Source organism: Ruegeria sp. S263, from assembly GCF_056780525.1.
The window spans coordinates 2,327,336-2,344,391 of record NZ_CM165558.1 but is presented as its reverse complement, the minus strand read 5'-3'; the positions used below and the strand labels follow the sequence as shown (position 1 = coordinate 2,344,391).

Here is a 17,056-nt window from a genome sequence, read left to right as displayed (position 1 = left end):
GGTTTTTTCATTTTTTGACCAATTGGCAAATTTTACCAATTGATAAAAAATCAGATTGTGGCAAGCTGAGATCATAACGAACATATCTACAGGGAGTAGAGCGATGGCACAGGGCCAGATGGTCCCCGGCATAGTTTCCGGGCGACTTTCCAGCGATGAGCTGACCTCGAATTTCACGGATCTGCATCCGCCATTGGCCCCGCATGAGGCTGCCGTGGCTGCTGATCGGTGCTATTTTTGCTATGACGCGCCGTGTGTGACGGCTTGTCCCACAGACATCGACATACCGCTGTTCATGCGACAGATTCAGGCCGGACAACCCGAAGCGGCGGGTGAAACTATTCTGGCGCAGAATATCCTTGGTGGAATGTGCGCCCGCGTTTGCCCGACCGAAACGCTGTGTGAAGAAGCCTGCGTGCGCGAAACCGCAGAAGGCTCGCCAGTGGAAATCGGACGTTTGCAGCGTTATGCGACAGATAGCGTGATGGCCGATGGTGCGCACCCGTTTGAGCGTGCTGCACCTACCGGCAAGACAGTGGCCGTTGTAGGGGCTGGCCCTGCGGGTCTGGCCTGTGCGCATCGTTTGGCCATGCTGGGTCATGACGTTGTCATTCACGAAAGCAAACCCAAGCCGGGCGGATTGAACGAATACGGAATCGCGGCCTACAAATCGACCAACGATTTCGCGCAGGCCGAGGTGGATTGGCTGCTTGGAATCGGCGGGATCACCATTGAGACGGGTTCGGTTCTGGGCGAGGGGATTTCGCTGGAAGGTCTGTCTGCAAATTATGACGCTGTCTTTTTGTCAATCGGTTTGGCCGGGGTGAACGCCCTGCGCGCGGGTGGTGTCGACAAGGACGGTGTGCGGGCCGCAGTCGACTTTATTGCTGATGTACGGCAGGCCGGCGACTTGGCGGATTTGCCGGTCGGTAGGAATGTCGTGGTCATCGGTGGCGGAATGACGGCCGTAGATGCAGCGGTGAAGTCCAAGTTGCTAGGGGCCGAACACGTCACAATCGCGTATCGGCGCGGCCGTGATGCGATGGGGGCCAGCCGATACGAACAGGACTTGGCTGCTTCGCATGGGGTCAAAATCATGACCAACGTGCAGCCTGTGGCCGTGCACGGAAACGGGGCAGCCGCTGAGATCGAACTGGAGTATACTGCCAGCCATGACGGTCAACTGACCGGCACGGGTGAGATGGTCCGCGTTCCTGCTGATCAGGTACTCAAGGCGATTGGTCAGACATTGGAAGGCGCGCCGGAAGGCTTGGAACTGGACGGCAACAAGATTGCTGTAACTGGGGCCGGGCGTACTTCGATCGCAGGTGTCTGGGCCGGGGGCGACTGCGCTGCTGGTGGTGAAGACCTGACCGTGACTGCCGTGGCCGAGGGCCGCGATGCCGCAATGGATATCCACGCAAGCCTGACTGCGTGAAACCCACAGATAAAGATGCTGAACTGCATCAGGGAGGCCGGATAGATGGCTGATTTAAAAACAAACTTTCTGGGTATTGAAAGCCCGAACCCGTATTGGTTGGCCTCGGCGCCGCCGACCGACAAGGAATACAACGTCCGCCGCGCTTTCGAGGCCGGATGGGGTGGCGTGGTCTGGAAAACGCTCGGGGCCGAGGGGCCTCCGGTCGTGAACGTGAACGGGCCGCGTTATGGCGCGATCTATGGTGCCGATCGGCGGCTTTTGGGCCTGAACAACATCGAGTTGATCACGGACCGCCCGTTGGAGGTGAACCTTGAAGAAATGGCGCGGGTTAAATCGGATTACCCGGACCGTGCGCTGATCGCTTCGATCATGGTGCCGTGCGAGGAAGAGGCTTGGCAAGCCATCCTGCCGCGCGTGGCGGAAACCGGCGCAGACGGGATTGAGCTGAACTTTGGCTGTCCGCACGGGATGAGTGAACGCGGCATGGGCTCCGCCGTGGGGCAGGTACCGGAATATATCGAGATGGTCACGCGTTGGTGCAAAAAGTACTATGATCGCCCGGTCATCGTGAAGCTGACGCCGAACATCACAGACATTCGCAAACCTGCCGAGGCGGCAAAGAACGGCGGTGCCGATGCGGTGTCGCTGATCAACACGATTAACTCGATCACCAGCGTCAATCTGGATACGTTCAGCCCCGAGCCTTCGATTGATGGCAAGGGCAGCCATGGCGGGTATTGCGGCCCTGCGGTGAAACCGATTGCTCTGTCGATGGTGTCCGAGATTTCGCGGGCGCAAGCGACGCACGGCTTGCCGATTTCCGGCATCGGCGGCGTGACCACGTGGCGCGACGCGGCAGAGTTCATGGCGTTGGGATGTGGCACCGTTCAGGTTTGTACGGCGGCGATGACCTATGGCTTCAAGATCATCGACGAGTTGACCGCTGGCCTGTCCAAATGGATGGACGAAAAGGGCTATAAGGACGTTTCGGAAATTGTTGGTCTTGCCGTTCCGAATGTCACAGATTGGCAGTATCTGAACCTGAACTACGTGGCGAAGGCCAAAATTGATCAGGACCAGTGCATCAAGTGTGGCCGGTGCTATGCGGCTTGCGAAGACACCAGTCATCAGGCGATTTCCATGTCCGATGACCGCGTGTTCGAGGTCATGGATGACGAATGTGTCGCCTGTAATCTTTGCGTGGATGTCTGCCCGGTTGACGGCTGTATCTCGATGGTGCCGATGACGGCCGGAGAGGTTGACCCACGTACAGGACGCGAGGTTCAGCCAGACTATGCCAACTGGACGACGCACCCGAACAATCCCATGGCAAAAGCAGCTGAGTAAGCAAAGAAAGGGGCCAGCGCTGGCCCCTTTTTATGGCGTCAGTAGCTTACGATAGAGCGTATCAACGAACGGCTCGGCCCCTTCATATGGGTCTTCATCCCCTAGGATCGCCCGAACCTGAACGTCAAAATCCGCATAGTGCTGGGTCAGCGCCCAGATGGAGAAAATCAGGTGATAGGGGTGCAGTCGCGCAATCCTTCCCTGATCCATCCAATCGGACAATATCGCGGTTTTTTCATCGACCAGGGCCTTTAGGTCATTGGACAGCGAATCGTGAATGCGTGGCGCGCCCTGTACCAGTTCATTTGCAAACAGACGGCTTTCACGGGGCAGATCGCGGCTCATCTCTAGCTTGCGTTGGATATACGCCAGGATTTCTTCCATCGGGTCGCCTTGTGCATCAAGATCGTGCAAAGGGGCCAGCCATGTTTCCAGAAGGCCAGACAACAGCGCGGTGTGAATCGCTTCTTTCGATGGGAAATAATACAGCAGATTGGGCTTGCTTAATCCGGCTTCGGCGGCAATCTGGTCAACCGTTGCGCCACGGAATCCATGGGCTGAGAACACATTAAGTGCGGCGTCGAGAATTGCGGCGCGGTTCTTTTTCTGAATTCTGGTCGGGGCGCGGTCTTCAGGCATGTTTTCAGGGTGTCTCTTTTTCCGGCAGGCGGGTGCTGAATAGGGCAAAAAATCTGGCTGAGTCCTGCAATTTCTTGACTGATCTCGAACCCGTGATAGCGTGAGTTTGACCAGATGGTCAAATCAAGACACCAAAAGCGAGCCAAATCGCAAGCAACAGGGAAAACAAGATGGCAGCTCCGGCGCAGAACCTCAGGATCAATGGCGACAGGTTGTGGGACAGCCTGATGGAGATGGCCAAGATTGGCCCCGGTGTGGCGGGTGGCAACAACCGTCAAACGCTGACGGATGAGGATGCCGAAGGCCGCGCGCTGTTCCAAAAATGGTGCGAGGACGCGGGCTGTTCGATGGGGCTGGACCAGATGGGCAACATGTTCGCGCGTCGCGAGGGGACGGATCCCGAAGCCTTGCCAGTCTATGTCGGCTCGCATTTGGACACGCAGCCTACGGGCGGAAAATACGATGGTGTCTTGGGAGTTCTGGGCGGGCTGGAGATTATCCGCACTCTGAATGATCTGGGGATTAAGACCAAGCACCCGATCGTCGCGACCAATTGGACAAATGAAGAGGGCACGCGCTATGCACCTGCGATGTTGTCCTCAGGCGTGTTCGCAGGGATGCACACGCAGGACTGGGCCTATGATCGCGAGGATGCCGAGGGCAAGAAGTTCGGCGACGAATTGCAGCGGATCGGTTGGCGCGGGGATGAAGAGGTCGGAGCGCGCAAGATGCACGCCTTCTTTGAGCTGCACATCGAGCAAGGTCCGATTCTCGAAGCCGAAGGAAAAGACATCGGTGTCGTTACCCATGGTCAGGGCCTAAGCTGGACGCAAATCACAGTCACCGGAAAGGACGCGCATACTGGCTCGACCCCGATGCCGATGCGCAAGAATGCTGGCCTCGCCATGGCGCGAATTCTTGAAAAAGTAGATGAGATTGCGTGGTCCCATGCACCTCATGCGGTTGGGGCGGCGGGGCATATCGATGTCTTCCCGAACTCTCGCAATGTGATCCCCGGCAAGGTTGTGTTTACGGTTGATTTCCGGTCACCTGAACTGGATGTGATCAAAGATATGGAGGCGCGCCTTCGGGTTGCGGCTGAGGACATCGTGGAAGAGATGGGCCTTGAGATTGAGTTCGAAAAGGTTGGTGGGTTTGACCCGGTGAAGTTTGACGACAGTTGCGTCGCGGCGGTGCGGGATGCGGCCGAACGGCTGGGCTATTCGCATACCGATATCATCTCGGGGGCGGGGCATGATGCGTGTTGGATCAATCGGGTGGCGCCGACGGCCATGGTGATGTGCCCCTGTGTGGATGGGTTGAGCCACAACGAGGCTGAAGAGATCAGCAAGGACTGGGCGGCTGCCGGGGCGGATGTTCTGTTTCATGCGGTCGTCGAGACAGCGGAGATCGTGGAATAGGGGGCGCTGCCCCCGTCGCCCGAGGGCGACTCCCCCGGGATATTTTTAGCCAGATGAAGCAAGCGGCGCAGACCGCAACAGGGAGATCAAAATGAGCACTGTTATCAAGAACGGGACCGTCGTGACCGCGGATTTGTCCTATAAGGCGGATGTGATGGTCGAAGATGGCGTGATCACTGAAATCGGGATGGATCTGAAGGGTGACAAGGAACTGGATGCGACCGGATGTTATGTGATGCCGGGCGGGATTGATCCGCATACGCATCTGGAGATGCCGTTCATGGGCACCTATTCCAGCGATGACTTCGAAAGCGGGACGCGGGCGGCTTTGGCCGGGGGCACCACGATGGTGGTAGATTTCGCGCTGCCTAATCCGGGCGAAAGCCTGCTGGATGCGTTGAAACGCTGGGACAATAAGTCTACGCGCGCGAATTGTGATTATTCGTTCCACATGGCCGTCACCTGGTGGGGCGAGCAGGTGTTTGATGACATCAAGACCGTGATCGAGACGCGGGGGATCAACACTTTCAAGCATTTCATGGCCTATAAGGGCGCGCTGATGGTGAATGACGATGAGCTGTTCGCCTCGTTCAAGCGTCTGGCCGAACTGGGCGGGATTGCGATGGTTCATGCCGAGAATGGCGATGTGGTCGCTGAGCTCAGCGCCAAGCTGCTGGCCGAGGGTAATACCGGGCCGGAAGCGCACGCTTATTCCCGCCCTCCGCAGGTTGAGGGGGAGGCGACGAACCGTGCCATCATGATTGCAGATATGGCGGGGGTACCTTTGTATGTGGTCCATACCTCGTGTGAAGAGGCGCATGAGGCCATTCGCCGGGCCAAGATGCAGGGCAAGCGGGTTTGGGGGGAGCCTTTGATCCAGCACCTGACCTTGGATGAGAGCGAGTATTTCCACCAAGATTGGGATCATGCCGCGCGCCGGGTCATGAGCCCTCCGTTTCGGAACAAGCAGCATCAGGACAGCCTTTGGAACGGGCTGCATTCGGGAACGCTGAGCGTGGTGGCGACCGACCATTGCGCCTTTACGACCGAGCAGAAACGCTATGGCGTGGGTGATTTCACCAAGATTCCGAATGGTACTGGCGGGTTGGAAGATCGGATGCCGATGTTGTGGACCTATGGGGTGAATACCGGGCGTCTGACCCCGAATGAGTTTGTGGCCGTTACATCAACAAACATCGCTAAGATCATGAATTGCTATCCAAAAAAGGGTGCGATACTTGTGGGCGCGGATGCGGATATCGTGGTTTGGGATCCTGAAAAGACCAAGACGATCACTGCCGACGCGCAGCAATCCTCGATTGACTACAACGTGTTCGAGGGAAAAGAGGTCAAGGGCCTGCCGCGCTTTACTCTTACACGGGGCCAGGTTGCGGTTCATGATGGGGAAATTCGTACTCAGGAAGGACATGGTGACTTTGTGGCTCGAGAACCGAACGGGCATGTGAACCGCGCGCTGAGTACGTGGAAGGAATTGACGGCCCCGCGGCCCGTTGAACGGACGGGAATCCCGGCGACGGGCGTGTGATCTGGTTGGGCTGCTTTGGAAGCGGCCCATAACCGAACCTTTTCAAGGCACTGGAATGAATACTGAAAGCACTGCGCAGCCTGTAATAGAGGCGAAACAACTGGATCTCACCTTCCAGACAAACGACGGTCCGGTTCACGCGCTGAAGGACGTGAACCTCACTATCGACAAGGGGGATTTCGTCAGCTTTATCGGCCCCTCGGGCTGCGGCAAAACCACCTTTTTGCGCTGTATCGCGGCGCTTGAGACGCCGACGGCTGGGACGTTGACCGTCAACGGCATGACCCCGGATGAGGCGCGGCGGAACCGGGCCTATGGCTATGTGTTTCAGGCGGCGGGCCTGTATCCGTGGCGGACCATCTCCAAGAACATCAAACTGCCGCTTGAGATTATGGGCTATTCCTCAGCCGAGCAAGAGGATCGCGTCAAGAAGGTCTTGGAACTCGTTGACCTTGAAGGGTTTGGTGGGAAGTTTCCATGGCAGTTGTCAGGCGGGATGCAGCAGCGGGCCAGTATCGCGCGGGCATTGGCCTTTGATGCTGATATCCTTCTGATGGACGAACCCTTTGGCGCGCTGGATGAGATCGTGCGCGACCACCTGAATGAACAGCTTCTGGCGCTGTGGGCACGGACGGAAAAGACTATCGGGTTCGTGACGCACTCGATCCCCGAGGCGGTCTATCTCAGCACCAAGATTGTGGTCATGAGCCCCCGGCCGGGTCGGATTACGGATGTGATCGACAGCCCTCTGCCCAAAGAGCGGCCTCTGGATATCCGCGACACGCCGGAATTCATCGAAGTTGCCCATCGCGTGCGTGAAGGGCTGCGGGCGGGGCACTCGGATGAATAGTTCTGGTTTCAAAGCGTTCTGGGCGGTTCTTACTGTCCTCGCCGTGATCGTGGCCTTCTGGTATGCGGCGTGTGTTCCGATGAATATCAAAGGGGTTCTGACCGAGCAGGAACGCGCAGGTGCCGAAGTGCAGCCGCCTTCGGCCAAGGATCGCCGGGATATGTCCGAGCTGGGTCTGGTGCTAAACAACAGCTTTGCCATTCCCGCAACATGGGAACAGGATCGCCCCCGTCTGCCCGCACCGCATCAAGTTGCGATTGAGATGTGGGAGACGACGGTTCTGAAGAAGATTACCTCGAAACGGTCGCTGATCTATCACGGCTGGGTGACGCTCAGCGCGACGGTTCTGGGCTTTGCGATTGGAACAGGTTTGGGCATTTTGCTGGCGGTCGGAATTGTGCATAGCCGCGTTATGGATATGTCGGTGATGCCTTGGGCCATTGTCAGTCAAACGATCCCGATCATCGCTTTGGCCCCGATGATCATTGTGGTTCTTTATTCCGTAGGCATTCAGGGGATTATCCCCAAGGCCGTCATTTCGGCTTATCTGAGTTTTTTCCCGGTTGTCGTGGGTATGGTCAAAGGTCTACGAAGCCCCGATGCGATGCAGCTTGACCTGTTGCGCACCTATAACGCCAGTCGGTCTCAGGGGTTCTGGAAACTGCGCCTGCCTGCGTCGATGCCGTACCTGTTCACCTCATTGAAGATAGGTATCGCTGCCTCGCTGGTCGGGGCCATTGTCGGAGAACTGCCGACCGGTGCTGTCGCCGGGCTGGGAGCGCGTCTGCTCGCCGGCAGCTACTATGGTCAGACGGTGCAAATCTGGTCGGCGCTGTTTGCTGCCGCGATATTGGCGGCCTGTCTTGTCGGTTTGCTTGGGCTGATCGAACGGACGGTTCTAAAGCGGATGGGGATAGCGCAATGATGTGGGTTTTGTGTGCAATCCTGCTGTGGCTGTTTGGCTGGTGGCTAAACAGTCGCCTCGCCAGCGGGCCTTATGCGGATACGCGAATGGTTCGGTTCCTTGCACCGTTGATCTTTGGCCTGACGATTATCGGGATTTGGGAACTGGTCGTCCGCGGGCTTGAGGTGCCATTGGTCATTCTGCCGGCCCCGTCGGTCATCGCCGTGCGGTTTGCCGACAGTTTGCCCATCCTGTGGGCTGACTTTGTGCAGACCATCATCAAGGGGGCCTTGAGCGGGTATATTATTGGGTGCGGCGCGGCCTTCCTGACGGCAATCGCGGTGGATCGCTGGGACTTTCTTCGCCTAGGGCTACTGCCTGTGGGGAACTTCGTGGCAGCCCTGCCGATTGTAGGGACGGCGCCCATTCTGGTCATGTGGTTCGGGTTTGATTGGCAGTCCAAGGCGGCGGTTGTCGTTGTCATGGTGTTCTTCCCAATGCTGGTAAACACGGTCGCAGGGCTGCGCGAGGCGACTGCCATGCAGCGCGATCTGATGGAGACCTATGCCGCAACCTATTGGCAGAGTTTCCTCAAGCTGCGCCTGCCTGCTGCAATGCCGTTTATTTTCAATGGCTTGAAAATCTCTACGACCCTTGCTTTGATCGGTGCTATTGTGGCCGAGTTTTTTGGCTCGCCAACATTGGGAATGGGCTTTCGGATTTCGACCAGCGTTGGTCAGCTTTCGCTGGATATGGTCTGGGCGGAAATCGTGGTCGCGGCTTTGGCCGGAACAGCGTTCTATGGCTTGATGGCGATGATCGAAAAGGCGGTGACATTCTGGCATCCGTCGCAACGTGGATAACAACAAAACCTTAACAGACCCCGAAAACGGGGCATCAACAGCAACTAGGAGACATGAAGATGAAGAAGCTACTTAGCGGGGCGGTCGCCGCCTTTAGTTTGGCAGCCAGTGCTGCACTGGCAGCGGACGAAGTGACACTGCAATTGAAGTGGGTCACGCAAGCTCAGTTCGCGGGATACTACGTGGCCAAGGACAAAGGGTTCTACGAGGAAGAAGGGCTGGACGTCACAATTTTGCCTGGTGGTCCCGACATCGCGCCCACTCAGGTGATTGCGGGCGGCGGTGCGGATGTAACCGTTGAATGGATGCCTGCGGCGCTTGCTGCACGGGAAAAGGGTTTGCCGCTGGTGAACATTGCGCAGCCTTTCAAAAGCTCGGGCATGATGCTGACCTGCTGGAAGGATGCAGGTATTTCCTCGCCCGAAGATCTTAAGAACCGCACGCTGGGCGTCTGGTTCTTTGGCAATGAATTCCCGTTCATGAGCTGGATGAGCCAGCTTGGTATCGACACAGGCGGCAAGAGCGAAACCGGTGTCGAAGTTCTGAAGCAGGGCTTTAACGTTGACCCGCTGTTGCAGCATCAGGCCGATTGCATCAGCACTATGACCTACAATGAATACTGGCAGGTCATTGATGCAGGCGTCAGCCCCGATGAGCTGGTGACCTTCAAATACGAAGATCAGGGCGTCGCGACGCTGGAAGACGGTCTGTATGTTCTGGAAGAGAACCTTAGTGATGATGCATTCGTCGATAAGATGGAGCGGTTCGTACGTGCCTCGATGAAGGGTTGGAAATACGCCGAAGAAAACCCGGATGAAGCAGCGGATATCGTTTTGGAAAATGATGCGACGGGCGCTCAGACCGAAGAACATCAAAAGCGCATGATGGGCGAGATTGCCAAGCTGACCGCAGGTTCGAATGGCGCGCTGGATCCGGCGGATTTTGAGCGGACTGTTGGCACTCTGCTGGCAGGTGGTTCGGACCCGGTGATCACCAAGCAGCCTGATGGTGCCTGGACCCATCAAATTACCGATGCAGCCCTGAACTGAACCTGTTCATTAGAGCAACATTACGCGGTCCCATTCGGGGCCGCGTTTCTTTTTTCAGTGTCGTAAATGTGCGTGTACTTAACCCGAAAATGGCCTAGTATTATCCTGAAATTAGTGGCGTTTAGCGAGTATTTCACACCTGAAGGGAGAATATGCAAGGTTTTGCATCAGAATTCAGCGCAGCGATATCTCTGATCCTTGAAGGCGATTCAGAGCTTTGGGCGATTGTGTTGCTCTCCCTTAAGGTTTCGGTATTTGCGGTGCTGATTTCAGCGTTGATAGGGATGCCGGTTGGGGCGGCGCTGGCCGTTGCACGGTTTCCGGGACGAAGGGTTCTGATCATAGTCATGAACGCTTTGATGGGGTTCCCTCCGGTTGTTGTTGGCCTTTTGGTTTATCTGATGCTGTCACGATCGGGACCGTTGGGCGTGTTGGAGCTACTTTATACGCCGACGGCGATGATCATCGCTCAGGTGGTTTTGGTCACACCCATCGTCGCTGCGCTGACCCGGCAGGTGATCGAAATGCTGGCCGAAGAATACTCGGAACAGTTGCGGTCGCTTGGGGTGTCGCGCCTGGCCTCGGTCCCAGTACTTTTGTGGGACGCAAGGCTGGCTTTGATAACTGCGCTACTGGCCGGTTTTGGACGCGCGATTGCCGAAGTGGGCGCGGTCATCATTGTCGGCGGAAATATCAACCATGTGACGCGGGTGATGACCACGACCATCGCGCTTGAGACATCCAAGGGCAATCTTGCGCTGGCGCTGGCCTTGGGCGCGATCCTGATCGGAATAGCTGTGGCCGTGAATGCGATAGTCAGCACGCTTAGCCTGCGTGCCGAGCAAGAGGGGCTGCGCCATGCGTGATCTGACCCCCGAGATAGTCCGGCGTCTGTCCGTTCGCAATCTTGAGATAGCGCGCAACGGTAAGGCTCTGTTGACGGTGCCGCGTCTGTCTTTGGATGGCCCGGGGCCAACTTTGATCCTTGGCCCGAACGGGTCGGGGAAAAGCCTGCTTTTGCGTTGCCTACATGGGCTGATTGCACCGGATCGGGGGCAAGTCGAACAGGACGGAGCGCCACTTGGTCTGGAACACAAAGCTCGGCAGGCGATGGTATTTCAACAACCCGTTTTGTTGCGGCGATCCGTTGCGGCCAATCTAGATTTTGTTTTGAAGCGACAAGGCGTTCCACGCCGTATCCGCAAAGCCCGGATCGAGGAATTGCTGGGCGAGGGTGGGCTTGAAGGCAAGGCGCGCCAGTCTGCAAGATCGTTATCTGGGGGCGAGGCACAGCGCCTTGCTATCCTGCGTGCGCTGGCGTTGGACCCTGAAACCTTGTTCCTTGACGAACCAACCAGCGCACTGGACCCCGGTGCCACACAAACGATCGAAAGAATGATCCAGCGGGCCTCGAACCGGGGGGTGCGGATCGTCATGGTCACCCACGATATTGGACAGGCGCGCCGCTTGGCCGCTGATATCGTGATGATGCAAGGCGGGCGCGTGGTTGAACATGGGGCCGCCAAACAAGTACTGGATGCACCGGAAAGCGATGCATCGCGCCGTTATCTTGCCGGTGGGTTGGTAACATAATCAATTAGCGGAGATCAGAATGATCCGGAAATTCGTTCGGGCAGCATTGGTAACGCTCGGCCTGACAGTTACGGCAGCCGTGGCCGAAGCACCTTTTATCGTGGTGCAATCAACAACCTCGACGCAGAATTCGGGTCTGCTGGATTATATCCTACCGGGGTTTGAGGCAGAAACCGGGATCGACGTCAGGGTTGTTGCCGTAGGTACGGGGCAGGCGATACGCAATGCGATCAACGGGGATGGTGATGTTTTGTTGGTCCATGCAAAGCCGGCCGAGCAGAAGTTCGTGGCCGACGGATGGGGGGTCGAGCGGTTTGACGTGATGTATAACGACTTTGTCCTCGTCGGGCCAAAATCAGATCCTGCAAAAGTCAAAGGCGGGACAGATATTGCCGCCGCTTTGACGGCCGTATCACGGGCGGAGGCTCCGTTCGCCTCGCGTGGGGACGACAGCGGGACGCACAAGGCAGAACTAGATCATTGGGCGGCAGCAGGGATTGACCCGACCGAGGCGTCAGGCACTTGGTACCGCGAAACGGGGTCCGGTATGGGTGCGACGCTTAATGTCTCTAGCGGAATGGGGGCCTACGCCCTGACGGACCGCGCGACGTGGCAGTCATTCGGGAACAAGGGAAACCTTGATATTCTGGTCGAGGGCGACCCGCGCTTGTTCAACCAGTACGGAGTTATACTGGTTAACCCTGAAAAGCATCCAGGCGTTCGGGCTGCCGCAGGGCAGCGGTTCATTGACTGGTTGATCGGTCCTGACGGGCAGGCTGCGATCGAGTCCTACAAACTAGACGGTCAGCAGCTATTCTTCCCGAACGCGCAGTAAGATCAGCCGCTGGCCCCGTTATGGTGGATCGAGCCCAGCCCTGACAGGTCATATCCACCAAACTCAGCAGCGCGTGTGGCAAACCTGTCGGATTGAACAAAGCTGAGGAGCTTGAGCATAGGCTCATCAAAATAGGCGCGCCGCCAGATGGCAAGGTCCAGCCGTTCACTGTGGGTCGGCACGAACTCAAGATCGTAAAGGCCGGCCAATGCACCAAGGCCAAAACCCGCTTCGGCCTTACCGTCATGCAGGGCGATGGCCAGTTCTTCTTCGGTTCGGGCACAGGTTGGAAGGGTGTCCAGATCATCGCGCGTCAACCCGAGGGTGGCGAGCTGAGTGTCAAACAACCTTTGGCTGGCCGCGCTGTCCTGCCTTAAAATGACATGTCGGCCTTTCAGGTCACCGAACTCTGAAATTCCAGTGACACCGGGGGCAAGAAGCAATCCGCGTTGCCGCTGTGCTATCTCGTATAAGACGACGGGGGCTTCACCCAACTGATCCCGCAAAGCGCCTTCGTTGAACCCGTCATCTTCGTGAATGTGGAGGGCTGCGGCCTGCGCGGTTCGGTCCCGGAGCCGGTTCAAACCGTCGAACGAGCCATCGTAATATGTCGCAAGGCCAGAACCGCTTTCACGCAAGGCCCAATCCAGCAATGGATCATGGCTGCCCGCGACAATCGGGGGCAGGGGCGGTTCAGCCACCTGCGGGCCAGTCCGTGACGCGTTCAACCAGGCGATAACCTCGGCTCGTGGAAACAACAGCTTTCCCATCGCGCGCACACAAGGCACTTCGCCCGAAGAGGCAAGGTCATAGGCTTTACGCTCGCCAATGCGCAGCAGGTCAGCCAGCTCTTTCGTGGTCAGGTATTCGGGCATCTAGTCCAATCGCACGGATGAGCCGGTCCCGGCATCTGCGGCACTGAAACCAAGCTGGCCCAAAGCGTACGGGGCTGCCACGGTAATCACGACCATCGCGGCGACGGCGGCAAGAAAGGCTTTCATGTTCTCCTCCGGCTCAGTTTTCGGGCGCCGTGGCACGACGCAAGAAAGCGATAAGGTCTGTCCTGTCGCTGGGTTGCGTGATCCGCTGCATCGGCATCTTTGACCCCGGAATGTAGTGGTCAGGCCCTTCGTCGAAAAGAGCATTTATCGTTTCGCTATTCCAAACGATATCAGAGTCTTGCAGCGTCTCCGAGTAGAAATATCCCGGCAGCGTACCTGCCTTGCGGCCGAAGACACCGTGCAACGTCGGTCCGGCGCGCCGCTGACCATCGGGTGTCAGGCTGTGGCAGATCGAGCATTTGCGGGCGAATTGGCGTTCACCATTGCCCATTTCGTTTGGGTTTTTCAGAAAGCTGGGTTCGGAAGACGCCATCTTTTCCCGATCGCCAAGATCTGAAACCGGCCAGCTATACATGGCCTCATCAATGCCTCCGGCGTGGATATTGCGGCCATCTGCGGAAAAGGCCAAGGCCCAGACCGGTCCGCGCAGGGTGGCGCGAAAATCCTGTGCAATGCGCCATTCGACTGTGTCGATGACCATGATATAGCCTTCTCCGTCACCCACCGCCAAAAGGCTCCGGTCTGGGCTGAGGGCCAGGGCGAGGATCGGGCGTCGATCCAGGGTAAAATCCTGTTCTTCCCCGGTGGTCAGGTCCCGGATGCGGGTAACGCCGTCAACGGCCCCATATGCGATCCAATTGTCCTGAGAGTTCAGAATAAGCTCGTTGATGCCGAAACCATGCTCTACCAAACGCAAGGTTTCCTGACCTGTGCTCAGGTCCCACACCCGTAGCGCGCCATCCATTCCTGCGGAATATAGTTTCGATCCGTCAGGCGAAAACACCACTGTATTCACACCACTTCCGGTCGGGCCAAGCACCACGGGGGCTGACCCGTCCACCGGCCAAACGCCTATCGTGCGGTCCCAGCTTGCCGTTGCAATATGGGTTTTTGAGGCCGCGATACTGACGATCTTGCCTTGATGCCTCCCCACAACTTCACCACCGGGCCAGCGTCTGAGTGTGAAGTCATCCCCGGCGGAGTAAATGGATGTACCGTTGAACACGACGGAATTCACCGCCGCTTCGTGTCCTTCCAGCCATTCGGGAGTCTGGTCAGACCAAAGACCCACGGAATTGTCGAAACTTGCCGTTGCGATACGCCCGTCAGGTGCCGTGGCTATACCCATGATCGGGCCGCCGTGACCCTTGAGCGTAAAGAACTCCGCCCAGGCGGGCAGGGGTAGCAATACCAGTGCAAAGGCCAGAGCGCGCATTTATTCCGCAGGTGAGGCCGCTGCTTTTCCTGCCTCTTTTTCCTGCACCTCTTCCAGCCACAGGGAATGGTGTTCACGCGCCCATTGCTCCTCGACCTCTCCAGTGCCCATTGCGTCAAACGCGCCTTCCATACCGACAGACCCAAGGTAGATATGTGCGATGATTATGGCGATGAAGATATACGCAACCATCACGTGCCATACCTGCGCATATTGCATCTCTTCTTGCGGGGACATCTGCGTCGGCAGGTCCAGACCCAGCAGTTGGGGCAAGCCCGTTGCATTGGCAACCGAGAAGGTCTTGGCAAATAGCGGCATCTCAAACGGGAAGAGCAGGGACAGACCCGAGAGGCTGATCGAAATTCCCAACAGGATACAGGACCAGAAGATAATCTTTTGACCCGCGTTAAACTTCTTGGCGGGTGGGTGTGATCCCTTGGTGAAAAGCCCTCCGCCTGCGGCCAGCCATTTCAGATCGACGCGGTTCGGGATGTTGTGCGAAATCCAGTTGATAGTGACAATCACCAGCCCGATCATAAAGGCCCAGGCAAGGTTGTTGTGAAGCCATTTGCACCCCTGTGCGATCGTCGCAAATCCTTCCTTGCCAAAAATAGGCATCAGAAAATCTCGACCATAAAGCGTCAGCAGCCCGGTAATCCCAAGGATCAGAAACGACCCGGCAAACAGCCAGTGGCCAAAGCGCTCGAACCCATTGAATCGAAGAACGGTGCGACCCGTTTTTTCTCCGTCGATGCGGATTTTTCCACGGATCAGGAAGAACAGCAGAATGATCGCGGCCATGCCAGCAATGATATAGCTACCATATTCGCGCAGGGGGCCGGTGCGAAAGTTCAGCCACCACATGCCTCCGTCCTGAATAAGGACACTGGCGGCGGGTCCCTTCGAGGATACTGTGACATCGGCCGACCCATAGCGCAGCGCGCGATATACATCGCTGTCGGACGCAACGCCCCGCGTGCCAAGCTGGCCCAAAAGGCCCTCGGCATTTCCTTGACCGGTGTTTTCGGACCGGTACGAGTTATCGACCTTTTCGCCGCGCTGTCTGGCAAGGATGTCCTCTAGCGTGGTTGCCCCGCCGGTCGAGGCGCGTTCGGGCTCCTGAGCTTCGGAAGTGTCCTGCGCCCAAGCGACCCCTGTTAGGAATATCGAAACAAGCAGGAAGTAGATCAGGCGCATTTGGACACCCTCCTGTGGGTTAATGACTTAGCGGTCGAACCCGCCGATCTGTTGGTGAAAGACCGCGCCAACCGGGGATAGGGCCGCACGCAGGTCATCTTTCGCAGGTCCGTAAACTTCAAGTTGCACGGGTGTCAGTAGGGACATGAACCGCTCGGCGAAGTTGGCGCCGAAATTCTGCATATGGATCAGGGCATCGTCAGAGCTGGCGTAACGCTCATAGATATGGATCGCATTGCCGCTCTGGTGCCATTCATAGCTTTTGGCGCCGTTTTCCTGAAGGGTGGCCGCCACCATCTCGGCCATCAGTGCCTCGAAATCAGATTGTTTTTCGGGGTTCAGATCCAGCTTCAGCAGCCAGTAGATATCTTCGGTCATTTCAACTCCGTCACGGTCAAGTCGTACGGCGGAACCAATCAGTGGATGCCGCGCAAAATAGTGCGATAGCCCCCGACGTGACGCGGGGACTATCGTTTTGTTTTAAGGCCTTAGCCGTCTTTCTGGTCGTAGGCGGTGCCCCAACCCCACGCGCCCGAGCCAAACCCGCGCGCAACAACGCGCTCGCGGTAGATGGCCGAGACCACGTCGCCGTCACCGGCAAGCAGGGCCTTGGTGGAGCACATCTCGGCGCAGATGGGCAGTTTGCCCTCGGCGATCCGGTTGCGACCATATTTGGCGAACTCTGCGGTCGAGTGCGTTTCCTCGGGGCCGCCGGCGCAGAAGGTACATTTGTCCATCTTGCCGCGCGATCCGAAGTTGCCCGCCTGCGGATATTGCGGCGCGCCAAACGGGCACGCGTAGAAGCAATAGCCGCAGCCAATGCACAGGTCTTTGGAGTGCAGGACGACACCTTCTTCGTTCTGATAGAAGCAGTCGACCGGGCACACCGCCATGCAAGGCGCATCCGAGCAATGCATACAGGCCACCGAGATCGAGCGTTCGCCCGGGTTGCCGTCATTGATCGTTACCACCCTGCGGCGGTTGATGCCCCATGGCACCTCGTGTTCGTTCTTACACGCGGTGACACAGGCGTTGCACTCGATGCAGCGTTCAGCGTCGCAGAGAAACTTTGCTCTAGCCATTCGTTTTCCTCC

The 17,056-nt window shown here is 57.5% G+C and carries 18 protein-coding genes; 11 read left to right on the top strand and 7 right to left on the bottom strand.

Annotated elements, in window-relative coordinates:
- Positions 1-103: 103 nt before the first annotated feature.
- Together ACT2B1_RS11660 and preA are read left to right on the top strand one after the other, a co-directional pair.
- A complete protein-coding gene (locus ACT2B1_RS11660) occupies positions 104-1,438 on the top strand; it encodes an NAD(P)-dependent oxidoreductase (protein ID WP_171121136.1) in 1,335 nt (444 codons plus the stop codon).
- Positions 1,439-1,483: 45 nt separating this feature from the next.
- Positions 1,484-2,788 (top strand): NAD-dependent dihydropyrimidine dehydrogenase subunit PreA, encoded by a 1,305-nt coding sequence (gene preA, locus ACT2B1_RS11655; protein WP_171121137.1) that lies wholly within the window; start codon positions 1,484-1,486, stop codon positions 2,786-2,788.
- A gap of 30 nt (positions 2,789-2,818) precedes the next feature.
- On the opposite strand, the gene ACT2B1_RS11650 is transcribed toward preA, so the two are convergent.
- Positions 2,819-3,427 (bottom strand): TetR family transcriptional regulator C-terminal domain-containing protein, encoded by a 609-nt coding sequence (locus ACT2B1_RS11650; protein WP_171122934.1) that lies wholly within the window; start codon positions 3,425-3,427, stop codon positions 2,819-2,821.
- Positions 3,428-3,597: 170 nt separating this feature from the next.
- Between ACT2B1_RS11650 and ACT2B1_RS11645 the strand changes: the two genes are divergently transcribed.
- From ACT2B1_RS11645 to ACT2B1_RS11605, 9 genes are all read left to right on the top strand, one after another.
- Complete coding sequence (locus tag ACT2B1_RS11645; RefSeq protein ID WP_171239428.1) at positions 3,598-4,848, top strand: Zn-dependent hydrolase; 1,251 nt, start codon at positions 3,598-3,600, stop codon at positions 4,846-4,848.
- Between the two features lie 91 nt (positions 4,849-4,939).
- Entirely contained in the window at positions 4,940-6,394 is a 1,455-nt protein-coding gene (hydA, locus tag ACT2B1_RS11640) for a dihydropyrimidinase (RefSeq protein ID WP_481667779.1), read from the top strand.
- A gap of 55 nt (positions 6,395-6,449) precedes the next feature.
- On the top strand, positions 6,450-7,244 hold the full coding sequence (locus ACT2B1_RS11635; RefSeq protein ID WP_481667778.1) for an ABC transporter ATP-binding protein: 795 nt from the start codon (positions 6,450-6,452) through the stop codon (positions 7,242-7,244).
- Complete coding sequence (locus ACT2B1_RS11630) at positions 7,237-8,169, top strand: ABC transporter permease (RefSeq protein ID WP_171121142.1); 933 nt, start codon at positions 7,237-7,239, stop codon at positions 8,167-8,169. The genes ACT2B1_RS11635 and ACT2B1_RS11630 overlap by 8 nt, the downstream gene beginning before the upstream one ends.
- Positions 8,166-9,011, top strand: a complete 846-nt coding sequence (locus ACT2B1_RS11625) for an ABC transporter permease (RefSeq protein ID WP_481667777.1) — start codon at positions 8,166-8,168, stop codon at positions 9,009-9,011. Before ACT2B1_RS11630 ends, ACT2B1_RS11625 begins: the two co-directional genes overlap by 4 nt.
- Positions 9,012-9,070: 59 nt before the next feature.
- Positions 9,071-10,060 (top strand): ABC transporter substrate-binding protein, encoded by a 990-nt coding sequence (locus ACT2B1_RS11620; RefSeq protein ID WP_171239424.1) that lies wholly within the window; start codon positions 9,071-9,073, stop codon positions 10,058-10,060.
- Between the two features lie 152 nt (positions 10,061-10,212).
- Positions 10,213-10,926 (top strand): ABC transporter permease, encoded by a 714-nt coding sequence (locus ACT2B1_RS11615; protein WP_171210617.1) that lies wholly within the window; start codon positions 10,213-10,215, stop codon positions 10,924-10,926.
- Positions 10,919-11,653 carry an ATP-binding cassette domain-containing protein gene (locus ACT2B1_RS11610; RefSeq protein ID WP_171239423.1) on the top strand — a complete coding sequence of 245 codons (735 nt, stop codon included), beginning with the start codon at positions 10,919-10,921 and terminating at the stop codon, positions 11,651-11,653. The genes ACT2B1_RS11615 and ACT2B1_RS11610 overlap by 8 nt, the downstream gene beginning before the upstream one ends.
- A 19-nt stretch (positions 11,654-11,672) precedes the next feature.
- Positions 11,673-12,488, top strand: coding sequence for an ABC transporter substrate-binding protein (locus ACT2B1_RS11605; protein ID WP_481667776.1), 816 nt, complete (start codon positions 11,673-11,675; stop codon positions 12,486-12,488).
- Between the two features lie 2 nt (positions 12,489-12,490).
- On the opposite strand, the gene ACT2B1_RS11600 is transcribed toward ACT2B1_RS11605, so the two are convergent.
- From ACT2B1_RS11600 to fdh3B, 6 genes are all read right to left on the bottom strand, one after another.
- Positions 12,491-13,363, bottom strand: coding sequence for a helix-turn-helix transcriptional regulator (locus ACT2B1_RS11600; protein ID WP_171239421.1), 873 nt, complete (start codon positions 13,361-13,363; stop codon positions 12,491-12,493).
- On the bottom strand, positions 13,364-13,489 hold the full coding sequence (locus ACT2B1_RS11595) for a hypothetical protein (RefSeq protein ID WP_256367661.1): 126 nt from the start codon (positions 13,487-13,489) through the stop codon (positions 13,364-13,366).
- A 13-nt stretch (positions 13,490-13,502) separates the two neighbouring features.
- A complete protein-coding gene (locus tag ACT2B1_RS11590; protein WP_481667775.1) occupies positions 13,503-14,765 on the bottom strand; it encodes a c-type cytochrome in 1,263 nt (420 codons plus the stop codon).
- Complete coding sequence (locus ACT2B1_RS11585; RefSeq protein WP_171239419.1) at positions 14,766-15,962, bottom strand: formate dehydrogenase subunit gamma; 1,197 nt, start codon at positions 15,960-15,962, stop codon at positions 14,766-14,768.
- A 27-nt stretch (positions 15,963-15,989) separates the two neighbouring features.
- Entirely contained in the window at positions 15,990-16,340 is a 351-nt protein-coding gene (locus ACT2B1_RS11580; protein WP_171121151.1) for a putative quinol monooxygenase, read from the bottom strand.
- Between the two features lie 110 nt (positions 16,341-16,450).
- Positions 16,451-17,044, bottom strand: coding sequence for a formate dehydrogenase FDH3 subunit beta (gene fdh3B, locus ACT2B1_RS11575; RefSeq protein WP_037307340.1), 594 nt, complete (start codon positions 17,042-17,044; stop codon positions 16,451-16,453).
- Between the last annotated feature and the right edge of the window lie 12 nt (positions 17,045-17,056).

What these genes read in the sequence shown, in the direction of transcription:
- ACT2B1_RS11645 (WP_171239428.1), top strand. Translation starts at nt 3,598, where the DNA reads ATGGCAGCTCCGGCGCAGAACCTCAGGATCAATGGCGACAGGTTGTGG.
- ACT2B1_RS11630 (WP_171121142.1), top strand. Translation starts at nt 7,237, where the DNA reads ATGAATAGTTCTGGTTTCAAAGCGTTCTGGGCGGTTCTTACTGTCCTC.
- ACT2B1_RS11580 (WP_171121151.1), bottom strand. Translation starts at nt 16,340, where the DNA reads ATGACCGAAGATATCTACTGGCTGCTGAAGCTGGATCTGAACCCCGAA.
- ACT2B1_RS11625 (WP_481667777.1), top strand. Translation starts at nt 8,166, where the DNA reads ATGATGTGGGTTTTGTGTGCAATCCTGCTGTGGCTGTTTGGCTGGTGG.
- ACT2B1_RS11610 (WP_171239423.1), top strand. Translation starts at nt 10,919, where the DNA reads ATGCGTGATCTGACCCCCGAGATAGTCCGGCGTCTGTCCGTTCGCAAT.
- ACT2B1_RS11660 (WP_171121136.1), top strand. Translation starts at nt 104, where the DNA reads ATGGCACAGGGCCAGATGGTCCCCGGCATAGTTTCCGGGCGACTTTCC.
- ACT2B1_RS11595 (WP_256367661.1), bottom strand. Translation starts at nt 13,489, where the DNA reads ATGAAAGCCTTTCTTGCCGCCGTCGCCGCGATGGTCGTGATTACCGTG.
- ACT2B1_RS11620 (WP_171239424.1), top strand. Translation starts at nt 9,071, where the DNA reads ATGAAGAAGCTACTTAGCGGGGCGGTCGCCGCCTTTAGTTTGGCAGCC.
- preA (WP_171121137.1), top strand. Translation starts at nt 1,484, where the DNA reads ATGGCTGATTTAAAAACAAACTTTCTGGGTATTGAAAGCCCGAACCCG.
- ACT2B1_RS11585 (WP_171239419.1), bottom strand. Translation starts at nt 15,962, where the DNA reads ATGCGCCTGATCTACTTCCTGCTTGTTTCGATATTCCTAACAGGGGTC.
- ACT2B1_RS11605 (WP_481667776.1), top strand. Translation starts at nt 11,673, where the DNA reads ATGATCCGGAAATTCGTTCGGGCAGCATTGGTAACGCTCGGCCTGACA.
- hydA (WP_481667779.1), top strand. Translation starts at nt 4,940, where the DNA reads ATGAGCACTGTTATCAAGAACGGGACCGTCGTGACCGCGGATTTGTCC.
- ACT2B1_RS11635 (WP_481667778.1), top strand. Translation starts at nt 6,450, where the DNA reads ATGAATACTGAAAGCACTGCGCAGCCTGTAATAGAGGCGAAACAACTG.
- ACT2B1_RS11615 (WP_171210617.1), top strand. Translation starts at nt 10,213, where the DNA reads ATGCAAGGTTTTGCATCAGAATTCAGCGCAGCGATATCTCTGATCCTT.
- fdh3B (WP_037307340.1), bottom strand. Translation starts at nt 17,044, where the DNA reads ATGGCTAGAGCAAAGTTTCTCTGCGACGCTGAACGCTGCATCGAGTGC.
- ACT2B1_RS11650 (WP_171122934.1), bottom strand. Translation starts at nt 3,427, where the DNA reads ATGCCTGAAGACCGCGCCCCGACCAGAATTCAGAAAAAGAACCGCGCC.
- ACT2B1_RS11590 (WP_481667775.1), bottom strand. Translation starts at nt 14,765, where the DNA reads ATGCGCGCTCTGGCCTTTGCACTGGTATTGCTACCCCTGCCCGCCTGG.
- ACT2B1_RS11600 (WP_171239421.1), bottom strand. Translation starts at nt 13,363, where the DNA reads ATGCCCGAATACCTGACCACGAAAGAGCTGGCTGACCTGCTGCGCATT.